Origin of the sequence: Salinactinospora qingdaonensis, assembly GCF_039539445.1 — a bacterium.
GTDB lineage: Bacteria > Actinomycetota > Actinomycetes > Streptosporangiales > Streptosporangiaceae > Salinactinospora > Salinactinospora qingdaonensis.
This window is the reverse complement of the sequence record NZ_BAABDD010000018.1, coordinates 28,592-42,046: the sequence shown is the minus strand read 5'-3', so window position 1 is coordinate 42,046 and position 13,455 is coordinate 28,592. Positions and strand designations below refer to the sequence as shown.

The following is a 13,455-nucleotide window of genomic DNA, read 5'->3' as shown; positions in this document are numbered from 1 at the left end:
CGGGAAAACGGCGGGGTCAACGGCGGCCGAGTTCGTCGGCGAGTAGGTCCAGCCCCATGGGTCCTAGCTCCAGCGCCAACCGGTGGAACTCTCGGGCGTCGAAGGCGGCGCCTTTGGCGCGGCGCTGGGCGTCGCGGGCCCGCAGCCACACCCGTTCGCCCACCTTGTAGGCCAGGGCCTGGCCGGGGCGCCCCAAGTAACGGTCGATCTCGAAAGAAAGCGTGGCGTCGTCCTCGGGCAGCCGGCTACGCAGAAACTCCAGCCCCAGCTCCCGGTTCCACCGCTGTCCCTCGTAGAAGCCGGTGCCGCGCGGGATCTCCAGCTCCAGGTGCATCCCGATGTCGAGCACGACGCGGGCCGCGCGCAACTGCTGACCGGAGGCGAGCATGCCGAGGCGGTGCGCGGGCTGCTGGTAGTAGCCGAGTTCGTCCATGAGTCGTTCGGCGTAGAGTCCCCACCCCTCGGCGTGGCCGGGGTGCAGCTCAGCGGCGACCCGCTGGAAATGGTTGAGGGTGTGGCTGAGGACGGTGCCCCCCAGTTGCAGGTGGTGGCCGGGGACCCCCTCGTGGTACATGATCGCTGGAACCGTCCAGGTGGGAATCGTGGCGTCCGGATCGGGAACGGTCCACCACACCTGGCCGGGGCGGGACAGGTCCTCGGCCGGCGCCAGGTAGGAGATGCCGCCGGTGGTCGCGGCGGGAACACGGCACTCGACACGGCGCAGCGCGGCGGGGATGGTGAAGTGTGTCCCGTCGAGGTCGTCGATAGCCTGCTCAGCCAGCTCCTGCAAGTAGCCACGGAAGGCATCGGCGCCGTGGATCTGGTGGGCGGGGTCGGCGTCCAGGGCGGCGAACACGGCCACCAGCGGTTCGCCCGGTGCGATCTCCGCCGCCAGCTCGCGCATCTGCGTCTCGATGTGCGCCAGTTCCTCCCAGCCCCAAGCGTAGGTCTCGGCCAGGTCGAGGGTGGTGCCGAGGTGGTTACGCACCTCCAGCGTGTAGCGGTCGCGGCCCACGGCGTCGCGCTCGGGGGCGTGCGGCGCCAGGTCGCGGTCGAGGAAGGCGGCGAAGTCGCGCAGCGCCCGCCCGGCGGCCTGCGCGGCCTGTTCCAACTGCCGCTCCAGCGCGCCGCCGGGGTAGCGCTCGGCGAGTGCCACGACGTAGCCGGCGCTCTCCTCGCACTGCGTCACGGCACCGGCCACCTGTCGGCGCGCTGCCACCCGGCCGTCGCGGCGCGCCGCGGTCAGCCCCTCCTGCAACCGCGCCAGCGCGGCGGGGAAGCCGTCCAGCCGGGACGCCACGTCGGGCCAGCGGGTCTGCTCGCCTTGATCGAGCAGTTCGACAGCCTGGTGCAGTCGCTGCAACGGCCCGTCGAGGATGTTGAGGTCGGCCTCGGCGATCCCGGCGTCAAGCAGCGCCACGTCGACCTCTAGCCGCTCCCGTAGCACCCGCGCGGCGACCCGCTCCCCCTCTCCGGCGACCGGGGTGGCCGCCAAAGCAGCGAGCGTGCGGCGGGCCAGGTCGCCGCGAGCCGCCCACCCGTGGGGGCTGTAGTCGGTCAGTTCGGCCTCCTGGCCGGCGATCCCCATCATCGTGGCCTGGCAGGGGTCCAACTTCGCGAACTCCGCGACGTAGTCCGCCGCGAGATCGGCAAGCACCGTCATGTGCACCTCGCCCAACCGCCGGCTGACCGGCCTCGCTCGTATTTCACCCGCGTGTGCGCTGCGCCGGTGCCCGCCCGCAAGTACCGGCGTCTTCCGAGAAAGCGCGGGGCTCAGCCCGCGCGCGTGCCCACGCGCAACGTCCCCGTTTGCACCTGTACGCCATAAGTGCGCTCAGCCCACACGCAGCCGCAGTGCCCGCTGCGCGTGGTCGAGCGCACGGCGGCACTCCGGGGCCTGCGGCGCCACCGCGGTCGCCAACGCGATCCGGCCGTCGATGAGGCCCTTGCGCGGCGGGGAAACCACGTCGCCCCGCTCCACGAGCGGCAGCGCCAGGTCGATCTCCGGCGGCAGCGCGCTTTGGTCGAACTCCACCGACTCGATCAGGGTGTCGTTCTCGGGCGGGTAGCAGAACCGCACGCCGGCCACCGAGGTCGCCGAGGCGGCGGTCGCCGGCTCCTCGCCGCAGGCCACGGCCGCCGCGGCCAGCCCAGGGTCGATGCCGGAGGCTCGCATGCCCAGGTAGGGGATCATGTCGCCCCCCAGCCGGCCGTTGACCTCGATCAGCTTGGGGCCCTGCGCGGTCAGGCGCAGTTCGGCGTGGGTCCAGCCGTCGGTGTAGCCCAGAGCCGCGTGGATCGCCTCCAGCGCCCCCAGCAGCTCGGGGTCGCCCAGCAGCGGGTCGGCGTGGCTGACCAGGTGCCCGGTCTCCTCGAAGAACGGCGGGAAGCCGACGTCCTTGCGGCCCAGAAACAGCGGCTTCACCCGGCCGCGGTACACCACCGAGTCGACACTGATCTCGGGTGCGTCCAGGTACTCCTCGACCAGGACCCCCTGCTCGTAGTCCGGTGTGTCGGTGACCACGACGTCCCGGCTGACGGCGAAATGGTCGGCCAGCTCCGCGGCGTCGTGGACCAGGGTGACGCCCTGGCTTCCCCCGGCGGCGCGCGGCTTGACCACCACCGGGTAGCCGAGCTTGTCCGCGGCGGTCATCGCCTCTTCCGCGGTGCCGACCAGCATGAAGGCCGGCTGGGCAAGCCCCTCGGCGGCCAGTGTCGTGCGGGTCTGGAACTTGTCGCGGCAGCGCCACACGGCCTCGGCCCGAGTGCCGGGCAGCCCCAGCTCCTCGGCGACCAGCGCCGCCTGCACGATATGCTCCTCGTGCCAGCTCATGACCCCGGTGACCCGCTGCTGCGCCGCGATCTGCCGGGCCGCGGCCACGACGTTCTCGGCACCCGTGTCGCGCACCACGGTCGCACCGGCCACGTACTCCAGCTCCCACGTGGGCTCGACGCTGTGGATCAGGTGGACGCGGTAGCGGGTGCAGATCGAGCGCAGCAGGTACTCGCGGTAGCGCCGGAGCCCGGTGGTGATGAGCAGCAGCAGCGGCTTGTGGTCAGGTTGTGCCATGGGGACCCCTTCGGTCTACCGGGAGGGACGGGGCGAGCCGGCGGGCTCAGGTCGGAGCCGGTGCGGGTTCCACCCGCACCGACGCGAACAGGTCGGTGAGGAACCGCTCCAGGACGGGCGCCGGTGCCGGCCCGAGCACCCCCGCGAGGGGAACGTCGGTGTCGGCGTAGGTGATGGTCTCTTTGATCGGCTCGTCGGGGGCGCGCTGTACCCAGCGCCGTACGATCGGATCGTCGCGAAAGTCCGCCACGCCGTCGACCCGGCAGTACGTGGCGCCGAGGGTGTGGCCCGGGACGACGAACCAGCCGAAGCGTTCATGGGGGGCGGGCACCCGCGCCGAAGGGAGCGCCCCCTCACCGTCCAATAGCAGGCGAACCTGGGCGGAGGGGAGGTGCACGCCTGTGGCCAGCTCGAAGCTGTCGACCACGTCGGCGCCGCCGAACCGCGCCCCGACCTCCATGAAGACCAGACCCTCGGTGGTCTCGATACCTTCGAGGTGGAAAGGGCCGTCGGTGATCCCCACCGCGCGCAGGCAGTCCCGGGTCCAGCCGACCACCTCCGGGGAGGTGTCGATCTGCATCGAGCCCATGGGACGGCCCTCGGCATAGCCCAGGCAGGTGCCGACATAGCGGCTGGCCTGGACGGTGACCAGCTCCCCACCCACGACGAGACCGTCGACGTGGATGATCGGCCCCTCGACGAACTCCTCGATCTCGAAGCCTTCGCGATCGGTCGCGTGCTCCTGGCCGCCCATCGCCTCCAGCGCCTCGGCCACGGTCGAGAACGTACGGACCCCCTCGCTGGAGGCGCCGGCCAGCGGTTTGAGAACGGTCGCCCCCTTCCACGCGACCGAGTCGGCGCCCTCGGTGAACGCCTCGGGCAGCGGGGCGAAACGCGGTGCCCGCAGCCCCGCCCGCGCCACCGCGGACTTCATCACGACCTTGTCCCGCGCGGGCAGCACGTCTTTTTCGTGGTCACCGGGGACCCCGAGCGCTTCGCGCACCCGTGCCGCCGGCAGCAGGTCGTACTCCGACAGCGCGATCACCCGGTCCGGTTTCGGCAGGCCGCGCACGGCGTCGAGCACCTCAGCGGCCGTGTCGCCGGTGCCGGGGCGCTCGATCCGGCGGGCCGGGACGTCGGCGGGCAGCGTGGCCATACGTTCGCCCACGCTCACGTAGGTGACGCTGTGCTCGTCATGGTCGATGTTCTCGGCGTAGTGAACGAACGAGTCCGGAACACGGTGCAGGACAAGGATGTGCAATTGAGTCCCTCGGCCAACCGAAATATTGTTTCCAGAATATTACATTCTTGATAAAGTCAAACTTCTCTTTATAATAAATCTCGCGAGTCATGTCGAGCAATATTTTTCATTTTCGGTATGACGGAATCGATGCCTGTGGTCGGTTGACCTCGCCAATCCCAAGTCACGCCTGCCGGGCCATTCGACGCGCGCAGCCGGCACTGGCCCGAGGCGAGCACAACGCGAGCGGTCCCGCCCCGCCGATCCGGGCTCCATGGCCGCTAGTTCTTCTCGGCAGCCCTGCGCAGAAGCGACAACGCCTCCTCCTCTGCGCCCTTGAGCTCGTGGCAGGCGGATGCCATATAGCCGGAATCGACCATCCCCGTCACCTTGCCCAGGAGCAGATGGTTGCGCACATCGCCGGCCCGCTCCACGATGCGGCCGATGCCGGCGTGCGTATCGGGGGCGCCGAGGGCGTGCCGGACGTATTCCAGCAGGCAACTCCGCGCACCCTGGTAGATCGAGAAAGCGTCGTGCAGCAGCGAAATGGCGGTTTCCGTCGCGATCCAGGGGCACGTGAGAATGTCGCCGATCTCCGACAGCAGCGTGTAGCTGTCGTGGTGGGTGTCGAGCAGCGTGGCGAACGCCATCGCGGTTTCGTGGTGGGCCTGCTGAGCGTCGAAATCCTTGGTCGTGAAATACCTGACCCTGCGCCGCTGGTTGTTGTCGAAACTGGCGGCGACCACCTCTTCGGGATAGCGGTACCAGCACAGCACGCTCGCCGGGTTGTCGTCGACGAGCGACCACTCGCCGGCGTCGTAGTCCCGCAGCGTGACGGTGTGAACCAGGTGCTCGTTGCGGTACTCGGGGCAGTGCGGCAGGTAGAAGACGTCGATCACCAAGACCACGTAGCCCTCCCGGTGCACGGTGTCCAGCACCAGAGAGCGGGCCTCGGCGTAGGTGTCGACAGGCACGTCCTCGGCGACGAGGCCGATCCTCGCCAGATCCTCCGGGGCGAAGAAGTCGCTTTCGAAGTCGTACTTGGGCCGCTGCCGCTTGATGATCTGGTCAAGAATGTCGTCGGTGCTGACCAGGCAGCGGTGGAACAACTGGTACACGCTGGGGACCCGCTCGGCCAGCGCCACCATGGACTGCCGCTGGTAGCAGTTCAGGAATAACCGGTTGTACAGCTCCCGGTCATAGGGGTACACCATCTCCGTCACGTGCTACCTCCTCTGTCGATCTCCTGCGCCCTGATCGGGACGGTTCGGGCGCTACAGCACCTTGGTCATGAAGACGCTGTTGGGGTCCTCTGTGTAATCGGCGAAGGGTGAGCAGTAGGTGAAGCCGAACTTCTGGTAGAGCCGACGGGCGGGCTCGAAGAACTCGAACGACCCGGTCTCCAGGCTCAGCCTGGAGTAGCCCGCCTTCCTGGCCTCGGAGATGATGTGTGTCAGCAAGTGGGAGGCGATCCCGCTGCGCTTGTGCGCGGGAGCGGTGCGCATCGACTTGATCTCGGCGTGCTCGGCGTCCAGCCGCTTCAGCGCGCCACAGCCCAGCACGGTCTGGCCGTCCACGACCGTCCAGAACGTGACCTCGGGCTTGCGCAACCCTTCGAGGTCGAGCGCGTGCTTGCTCTCCAGCGGGGTCACGGCCCGCATCTCCTCGACGTGCTCCTCAAGGAAGTTGATGATCTCGGGGCCGAGCAAGTCGTCGACGATAATCTTCATTCGTACTCCCTGGTGTTGTGGATGTGCGACGGTCGCCGCCTCCGGTGCCGGGCCGTCACGGTCGCCTGAGTCGTGGCCCCGGTGCCCTCGTCGAGATGTCAGGTTCCCACGAGCAGCCCGCACGCGAAGAAGCCCGGAGCCGACGCCTGGGCCAGATAGGTTTCCCCCGAACGGATTCCGACCGTGGTGTGGTAGTCGACCAGGTTGATCACCCAGTCACCGTTGCCGCAGTGGCCGTAGCTGGCCAGGGGCTCGGCGAAGTGCAGTTGGTCGCGGTGGACACCGGTGATCGTGGCGTTGAACAGCGTCACGGGCCGGTACAGGTTGGTCGGAAAGACCTTCGTGACCCCTGCCAGTTCCTCGCCGCTGTCCCGGAACACCTTGGTGAAAGCCCCTTGGGCCGCCTGCTGTCGCGACAGGAACGAGTCGCGGCCGAGCAGCCCCTCGTGGTCGACGTTGACCGCGGTGGACACCAGCCGCAGCGGGCCGCTGCCGCCTCTGCTCACCACGCACCCCGTCACCGCGTCGCTGAACAGCGCGAACGACCTGACCCGGTCGTCGTCACGCGGGGTGACGTCCAGCGTGAGGACGACGACGTCGCTCACGTCCTCGTCGGCGAACAGGTCACAGGCGTAGCGCAGGGCCGCCAACGAGCTACAGCACTGCTGGAAGGAGAGGACCGTGGGCACGCAGTTGGTTAGGTCGGCCGCCTCCAGGATGCGCACGGCGAAGTCACGGCCGAGGAACTCCAGGCAGGCATCGCTGGTGGCAAAGATGACGTGGTCGATGGCGCCGGCGGGGGCCCCGTGCTCGTCCAGCAGCCGCCGCACGCAGTCGAGGACGTAGGTTTCCACCGGGCCCGACATCGTGCGGAAGCTGCCACAGCCCATGGTCGCGAATTCCACGTCGGCCGACTGGGCTTGCCACAGCGCGTCGAAGTCGGCGATGTCGGCCGGCTTACGCTCCAGGTCGCCGAAAGCGCAGGCGAAGGGGCCGAGGCTGATGCTGTCGTAAGGTGCGCTCATGCTTCTTCCGAGTTTTTCCGAGGACGACAACGACCGGGGGCACCGCGGGGCGCTGGGCCCCGCGACGACACGCCCGCTGGCGCCTGGCGGTCAGGTCGACGCCTGTTCGAGGCTGAGCTGGTCGATCTCTCGGAGGACGGAGACGATGCCTTCGAGGTCGTTGAGCCGGGAGACCCACTCCGGTTTGAGTGAGACGCTGTCATTGGCGTGCTCTTTGATGTAGTTCATGAGCAGCATGATCATGTTCAGCGAGCTGATGCCCAGTTCCTCCCGGGTGTGGGCCTGGACTACCTCCTCGTGGGTCAGGTGGCTCGTCATCTGCTGCGTCCGCAGAAAGTCGGAGAACTTGCTCAGGTACTCGTCGGTCTCGGGCACGGTTGGCTCCAGTTGAGAGGCGAGAATCGGCAGTGGGGGAAGCGGCGGCGTTCGGTGGCGGGCGCTCAGTCAGTGTCGAGATCGACCTTTTTGAACTCGAACCCGTTGAGGTTGCGCTCGTGGATGCGGTTATAGCCGTATTTGTCCTCACCGGAGACGAGGACGGTCCCGAAATAGTCGAGGTTGATGGTGTCGCCGAACTCGGTGAGACTGTCGACGTTCTCGTAGACCTTCACCGAGGGGGAGACGTAGCGCGAGGCGTACCCCAGCCGGGTGGTGTCGCTGACGTTGGGCAGCGAACCGTGGATGCACTTGGCCAGGAAGATCACGAATTGGCCGGGCTGCATGACCATCTCGACGATCTCTTCCTTGTCGGGGTCCCAGTCCTTGTCGAGTTTCAACTCCGAGTAGTCGTAGCCGAAGAAGTCGTGGGACTTGCTCTCCACGTTGCGTTCCAGGGGCTTGGTCTCGTCGTAGTACCACTTCTTGTGGCTGCCCGGGATGAAGCGCAGACACCCGTGCTCCCGGTCCGCCGGCGAGAAAGCGGTCCAGACGGTCAACTCCTGGGTGGGGTACCGGCTCTCCTCGGTGTATTGCAGCGAAGGGGTGGCCGACGTGGTCGTCTCGCCCACCACGAACGCCTCGACCTGGTGCCAGCCCGTACCGGCCTCGCCCGGCTCCTTCTTGAAGATGTTGGACTTCCAGCACAGGATGTCGTCGCCGATCAGGCTGCGCAGTTTGTGGACGATCTCGGGGCGGCTGATGTGCTCCGAAAGCGTGTTGCAGTCCAGGTGCCGGTCGTAGTTGATGATCGTGGAGTCGTGCGGCTTGTTCTGCGACATGACCATCTCGATCATGGCCTGGTTCCACAGCAGTGGCGCCTCGTCGGCGGAATACAGATCGAACGGTCCCACGAAACCGTTCTCTTGGAAAAAATTGACCTGCTCCTCCGTTAGTCCCAGCGAATTCTTCTCAGTCATTGGGTCACCTTTCACGAGTAAAAAACTGTGATCGACGTGGTTCGGTTCGGCCGTCTTGTCTCCCGGTCAGCCCGCTGCCGACGGGGAGGGCGACGTTTTCTTTTCCAGCAGGCGTTTCGCGTTTTTGAAGAAGAACAGGTCGCGCTCGGCCTCCGACATGGTCTCGGGAAACGCCTCTTCCTCCAGCAGTCTGTTGACGAAATCCGACTGGTGTCCCTGGAGACGGAAGACCGGCCAATCCGTCCCGAAAAGGATCTTGTGGTTGATCCCGCGGCGAAACAGCGCGTTCAACCCCGCGACCTCCACCGCCTCGTAGCCGCTGACGTCGATGTAGACGTTGGGGCGGTTGTTGCACAACATCGCGCACTCGTCGGGGTAGTGCACGCTCCCGTGCGCGAGCACGAAGTCGACGCCGGGAAAGTCCCGGGCCGGTTTGTCGACATAGATCGGTAGCGCCAGCTCGAAGTCCAGCACCGGCGAGGTGGCGCCGATGTGCGACAGCACCGGCAGCGAGTACTGCGAGCAGATCTCGTAGTAGGGGTAGAGCAGCTTGTCGGACAGCCGGTAGCCGCACGGGGGGTAGAGCTTCATCCCGTCGAAGCCGTAGTCGACGATCGCCTTCTCGAACAGCGACACACCGGCCTCGCCCCAGCGGGGGTCCACGCCGACGAACACCTTGAATCTGCCGGGGTGGCGATCGACGACGAGCTTGTGGTGCTCGATCAGCTCTTCGATGCTGTGCGTGCTGTCGCGCAGGGCGTAGGTGAAGTCGGGGACCAGCAGGACCGCCTCGTCGATCCCGGCGTCGTCCATCTCCTTGACCAGGTGGTCACACAGCGGGTCCCGCAGCGTGCCCGCGTGCATCTTGGCGACCTTGTCCTTGGTCACCGGCATCCCTTTGCTCTGGAGCGCCACCGTCATGTTGTCGACGACCCCGCTTTGAAACGAGCCGGGAAAGCACATCTCCGATGCGATATGGCAGTGAAAGTCGATGATCCTCGTCATGTCTGCCTCATTTCGAACCGCTCAGTTCTCTCGGACGATCTTGATGATGTCGGAGACGTACTCGGCGTTGATGAATTGGTCCACATGGCTGAACGCATCGACGCCCACCTGCTCCTCCAGGACGAAGGCGATGCTCATGAGGCCGAGCGAGTCGACCCCCAGGTCCGTCTGTAGATTCATCTCGGGAGTGACGCCGCCTTTTGCCGCGGATTTCGAGATGACGCCTTTGATGATCTGACAGATCGCTTCGTCGGTGACTGCTTGCTCGCTCATCGGTCCGCCCGGTCTTTCGTGGAGAAGATTTTTCGCGTGACCGCGTCCCTGTCAATCTTGAAATTTCTCGTGAGCAGGCCCTCGTCGACGGTCAGCTCCGTCTCCGGCCTGAATACGACCTTCGAGATCCGGTGCGAGGGCTCCCGCTGTCGGTTCAGCTCCTTGACGTAGGAGTCCACTTCACTCCTGCGCTCCTCGGATTCTGCGTCGTCGAGCCAGACGACGCAGGCCAGCAGCCCGTCGGGCCCCGAGGGGGCGACCATCGCCCGCGTCACCCGGCACCCCGTGGTGACCTCGTGCTCCAGCTCCTCGGGGCTGATCTTCACCCCGCTGCGCGTGATGATGACGTTCTTCTTGCGCCCCGCCAGGCGTAGGAAACCCGCGCGGTCGAAACGGCCGATGTCGCCGGTGGCCACTTTGCCGCCGGGCAGAAAGACCGAGTCCTGGCCCTGCTCCGCACCGAAGGTGTAGCCCAACGCCTGGTGGTGCGGGCTGGCGACCACGATCTCGCCGTCCTCGGCGATGTCGACCGCGATCCCCTCGACCGGGCGGCCCGCGGTCGCGACCCGGTAACGCTCGGGCAGGTTGAACGCGATCCACCCGCTCTCGGTGGTGCCGTAGACCTCGAACAGCGGTGCGCCCAGCCGGTGGAACACTTTCACCAGCCCCGGCGGGACCGGCGCGGAACCGGTGAACATCAGCCGCACGCGCGAGCCGTACATCCCCGTCCACTTCTTGCCCAGCCTTGCCCGCGCCCGCCGGCTGATCCGCCCCGGAGCCACGGCGTGCAGCAGCGCCGCCGCGTAGTAGGGGAGCTTGTCGCGCCAGCCCGCTGCCCTCACGCGGTTGTAGACCACTTCGAAGAAGGAGGGCGGCCCGAGGATGATCGTGGGTTCGAGGACCTTGAGTTTTTGGAACATGCGCTCGGGCGCCACCACGGTGACATCGAGGCCGAACCAGATCGCCAGGTAGGTCAGGTAGCGCTGCTGGAAGTTCGAGAACGGCATGACGATCAACATGTCGTCGTCTTCGGTGACCTGCCATGCCGCTGCCGACACCCGGATCGTGTTCTCGACCCCCGCCTTCGACAGCAGCAGCCCCTTCCTGCTCCCCGACGTCCCCGAGGAGAAGGCGATGGAGAACACGTCCGCGGGCAGCGACGGGCACTCCTCGCACGTGTGCCGCCGTTTGTGGAGCTTCAGCGGCCGGTCCCCGATGCGGGCCACCGCTGAAGCCGACTCGACGTCGGCGGGCCCCGTTCCGGTGACCAGCAGCGCCGAGAGGTGATACGTCGCGACCAGCTCCGCCAGTTGCGCCGCGGATGGCCGTCCCTCGGCGGGCAGCGCCACGGACACGCATTCCAGACCGAGCAGGGCAAGGTCGGCCACGACCCATTCATAGGAGTTCGGCCCCAGCACCCCCACGAGATCCCCAGCCCCGAGGCCGCAGTCGGCCAGCTCCGACATGACCCCGACTACATCGGCGCGCAGGTCGGCGTAGCTCTTGGTGACCAGGCTCCCGTCGAGAGCCAGGAAGCGCAGCCGGCTGTTCGGGGCCGCTGCCAACTTGGTGTGCAAACTGGTGATGGACAACAGTGATCCTTGGCCACGTTCTGAAGAGGACGGCGCTGTCCGTCTTCCCTTGAGGGGTGGGTGGAGGGGCCACGGTCGAACCGGCCGTGGCGACCGGGCTCACCGCCCGGCCCGCTGCTCGCGCGGCGGGCCACGCAGTGAGGACGAAGACAGCAGCGCGTGCCGCAGCCGGGTCAGCCCTTCGCGCATCGTCGTCGCTTCGTGGACCAGCGCGACGCGCACGTGGCCGGCACCCGGATTGGTACCGTCGTCGGTTTCGGCAGCCAGGTAACGCCCGGGCATGACGCGGACCCCCTGGTCGCGCCACAACCCGACGGCGGTCTCCTCGTCGTCGGCCACCGGTAGCCACAGGAAGAAGCCGGCCTCGGCCCTGCGGTAGCCGTAAACCCCGCCCAGTGTCGCGTCCGCGAGCTGCCAGTTCCGAGCCAACGCGGCCCTGAGTCCCTCGATGTGGTCGTCGTCGTCCCACAGTCGGGCGGCGACGGTGGTGACCGGCAGCGGCGTCGATACGCCGCACGAGCGGTTATAGGCGGCGTAAGCGGCCACGGTGGCCGGGTCGCCGGCGACGAATCCACTGCGCAGCCCCGGCATCGCCGAACGCTTCGACAGCGAGTGGACGACGAGGAAACGCCCCGGAGCCCCCTGCTCCTCGGCCACGAGGGAGAGGTACCCCGGCGGGGTGCGCCGCAGCGCCAGGTCGGTGTAGACCTCATCGACGATGAGGAGCGCGCCGGCCGCCGCGGCGATCTCGGCGACCTTGCCCATGGCGGCGGCCGGGAGGATGTCGCCGCGCGGGTTGCCCGGCGTGCACAGGATGATCGCGGCGGCCCGGCCGCCCGCCGCTTCCACCGCAGCCGCGATGGGCGCCACGCCGTCGGGGGTGTCGAGGGTGTAGTAGACCGGCCGCGCGCCGGCCGCCGCGGCGGCGGTGCGGTAGGTGGGGTAGAACGGGTTGGGCATGATCACCGCGGGCGCGCCGGCGTCGCGCTCGCGGGCGGCCAGCGCGATGGCCACCGCCAGCGCCTGCTTGGCGCCCGGGGTCGGCTCGGTCGCGATCGGCAGGTCGTGCGGGCTGTGCCGCCCGGTGAAGCGGCGCTGGAGCCAGCCGCTGTAGGCGGCCCGCAACTCGGCCGTGCCGCCCAGGGGCGGGTAGCGGGTCCAGCCGTCGACGTCGGCCAGCGGCGTGACATCGACAGCGGGCGGGGCCATCCGGGACTCTCCCAAGTGCAGCTCGATCGCGGCGCGCCCCTCAGGCGCGGCGACGCCGTCGAGCAGGCCACGCAACCGGGTGAAGGCACTGCGGGTCTCGTCCATCGCCGTCAGTCCCGCACCATGTCGTTGAGTGCGGTCTTGCCCCGGGTGCGCTCGTCGGCGTACTTCACGATCACCGCGGCGTAGACCGAGATCTCCGGACGCTGGGGGTCGACCCGCGCGCCGGCGGTCACCACGGCGTTCTCCGGCACCTCCCCGCGGATGACCTCTCCCGAGGCCCGGTCGACGATCGGTGTGGAACGGCTGAGGTAGACCCCCATGCCGATGACGGCTCCGCGCCGCACCCGGACCCCTTCGGCGATTTCGCTCCTGGCGCCGACGAACACCTCGTCCTCGACGATCACCGGGTCGTCGCCGATCGGTTCGAGCACCCCGCCCAACCCCGCGCCTCCGGAGATGTGGCAGCGCTCGCCGACTTGGGCGCAGGAACCGACCGTGGCCCACGTGTCGATCATCGTGCCGGCACCCACATAGGCACCGGTGTTGACGAAGCAGGGCATCAGGACGGCTCCCGGCGCCACGTGCGCCCCCTGCCGGACCACCGCGCCCGGCACCACCCGAACGCCGGACTTGTGGAAGTCGGCCGCCGACCATCCCTCGAACTTCAGCGGTATCCGGTCGAAGCTCTTGGGACGGCCCGCGCCGGATTCGGCGACCACGTTGGGGCGGGTCCGAAAGGACAGCAGGATCAGCTTCTTGACGAAGGTGTCCACGGCCCAACCCCCCGCCGTGGGATGGGCCGCACGCAGCTCACCACGGTCGAGCGCGGCCATCCCGACCTCGATGGTCGGGCTCAGGCGCATAAGGTCCGACTCGGTCAGTTCGGCCCGCCGCTCGAAGGCGTCTTCGACCAGCGCCCTGATTTCCATGCTCATCACCTTGGTTGTCGTGGC

13 protein-coding genes are annotated in these 13,455 nt (G+C 67.9%); all 13 read right to left on the bottom strand.

Features of this window, described 5'->3' with window-relative positions; all coding sequences use genetic code 11:
- Positions 1–16: 16 nt before the first annotated feature.
- Complete coding sequence (locus ABD848_RS17365) at positions 17–1,663, bottom strand: DUF885 domain-containing protein (RefSeq protein WP_344973242.1); 1,647 nt, start codon at positions 1,661–1,663, stop codon at positions 17–19.
- A 171-nt stretch (positions 1,664–1,834) separates the two neighbouring features.
- Positions 1,835–3,070, bottom strand: coding sequence for an ATP-grasp domain-containing protein (locus ABD848_RS17360; RefSeq protein ID WP_344973240.1), 1,236 nt, complete (start codon positions 3,068–3,070; stop codon positions 1,835–1,837).
- A 46-nt stretch (positions 3,071–3,116) separates the two neighbouring features.
- Entirely contained in the window at positions 3,117–4,331 is a 1,215-nt protein-coding gene (locus tag ABD848_RS17355; RefSeq protein WP_344973238.1) for an ATP-grasp domain-containing protein, read from the bottom strand.
- Between the two features lie 260 nt (positions 4,332–4,591).
- Positions 4,592–5,533, bottom strand: a complete 942-nt coding sequence (locus ABD848_RS17350) for a hypothetical protein (RefSeq protein WP_344973236.1) — start codon at positions 5,531–5,533, stop codon at positions 4,592–4,594.
- Between the two features lie 51 nt (positions 5,534–5,584).
- Entirely contained in the window at positions 5,585–6,040 is a 456-nt protein-coding gene (locus tag ABD848_RS17345; RefSeq protein WP_344973234.1) for a GNAT family N-acetyltransferase, read from the bottom strand.
- 98 nt (positions 6,041–6,138) lie between these two features.
- Positions 6,139–7,065 carry a beta-ketoacyl-[acyl-carrier-protein] synthase family protein gene (locus ABD848_RS17340; protein ID WP_344973232.1) on the bottom strand — a complete coding sequence of 309 codons (927 nt, stop codon included), beginning with the start codon at positions 7,063–7,065 and terminating at the stop codon, positions 6,139–6,141.
- Between the two features lie 90 nt (positions 7,066–7,155).
- Complete coding sequence (locus ABD848_RS17335) at positions 7,156–7,440, bottom strand: hypothetical protein (protein WP_344973230.1); 285 nt, start codon at positions 7,438–7,440, stop codon at positions 7,156–7,158.
- 65 nt (positions 7,441–7,505) lie between these two features.
- Positions 7,506–8,420: a chlorinating enzyme gene (locus tag ABD848_RS17330; protein WP_344973228.1), complete on the bottom strand. Its 915-nt coding sequence runs from the start codon at positions 8,418–8,420 to the stop codon at positions 7,506–7,508.
- A 66-nt stretch (positions 8,421–8,486) separates the two neighbouring features.
- The gene (locus ABD848_RS17325; protein ID WP_344973226.1) at positions 8,487–9,425 is read right to left on the bottom strand and encodes an amidohydrolase family protein; all 939 of its coding nucleotides are present in this window, start codon (positions 9,423–9,425) and stop codon (positions 8,487–8,489) included.
- Positions 9,426–9,446: 21 nt separating this feature from the next.
- Complete coding sequence (locus ABD848_RS17320; RefSeq protein WP_344973224.1) at positions 9,447–9,698, bottom strand: acyl carrier protein; 252 nt, start codon at positions 9,696–9,698, stop codon at positions 9,447–9,449.
- Positions 9,695–11,290, bottom strand: coding sequence for an AMP-binding protein (locus ABD848_RS17315; RefSeq protein WP_344973222.1), 1,596 nt, complete (start codon positions 11,288–11,290; stop codon positions 9,695–9,697). Before ABD848_RS17315 ends, ABD848_RS17320 begins: the two co-directional genes overlap by 4 nt.
- Positions 11,291–11,389: 99 nt before the next feature.
- A complete protein-coding gene (locus ABD848_RS17310; protein ID WP_344973220.1) occupies positions 11,390–12,604 on the bottom strand; it encodes an aminotransferase class I/II-fold pyridoxal phosphate-dependent enzyme in 1,215 nt (404 codons plus the stop codon).
- 5 nt (positions 12,605–12,609) lie between these two features.
- Positions 12,610–13,431 (bottom strand): 2,3,4,5-tetrahydropyridine-2,6-dicarboxylate N-succinyltransferase, encoded by an 822-nt coding sequence (locus ABD848_RS17305; RefSeq protein ID WP_344973218.1) that lies wholly within the window; start codon positions 13,429–13,431, stop codon positions 12,610–12,612.
- Positions 13,432–13,455: the final 24 nt, after the last annotated feature.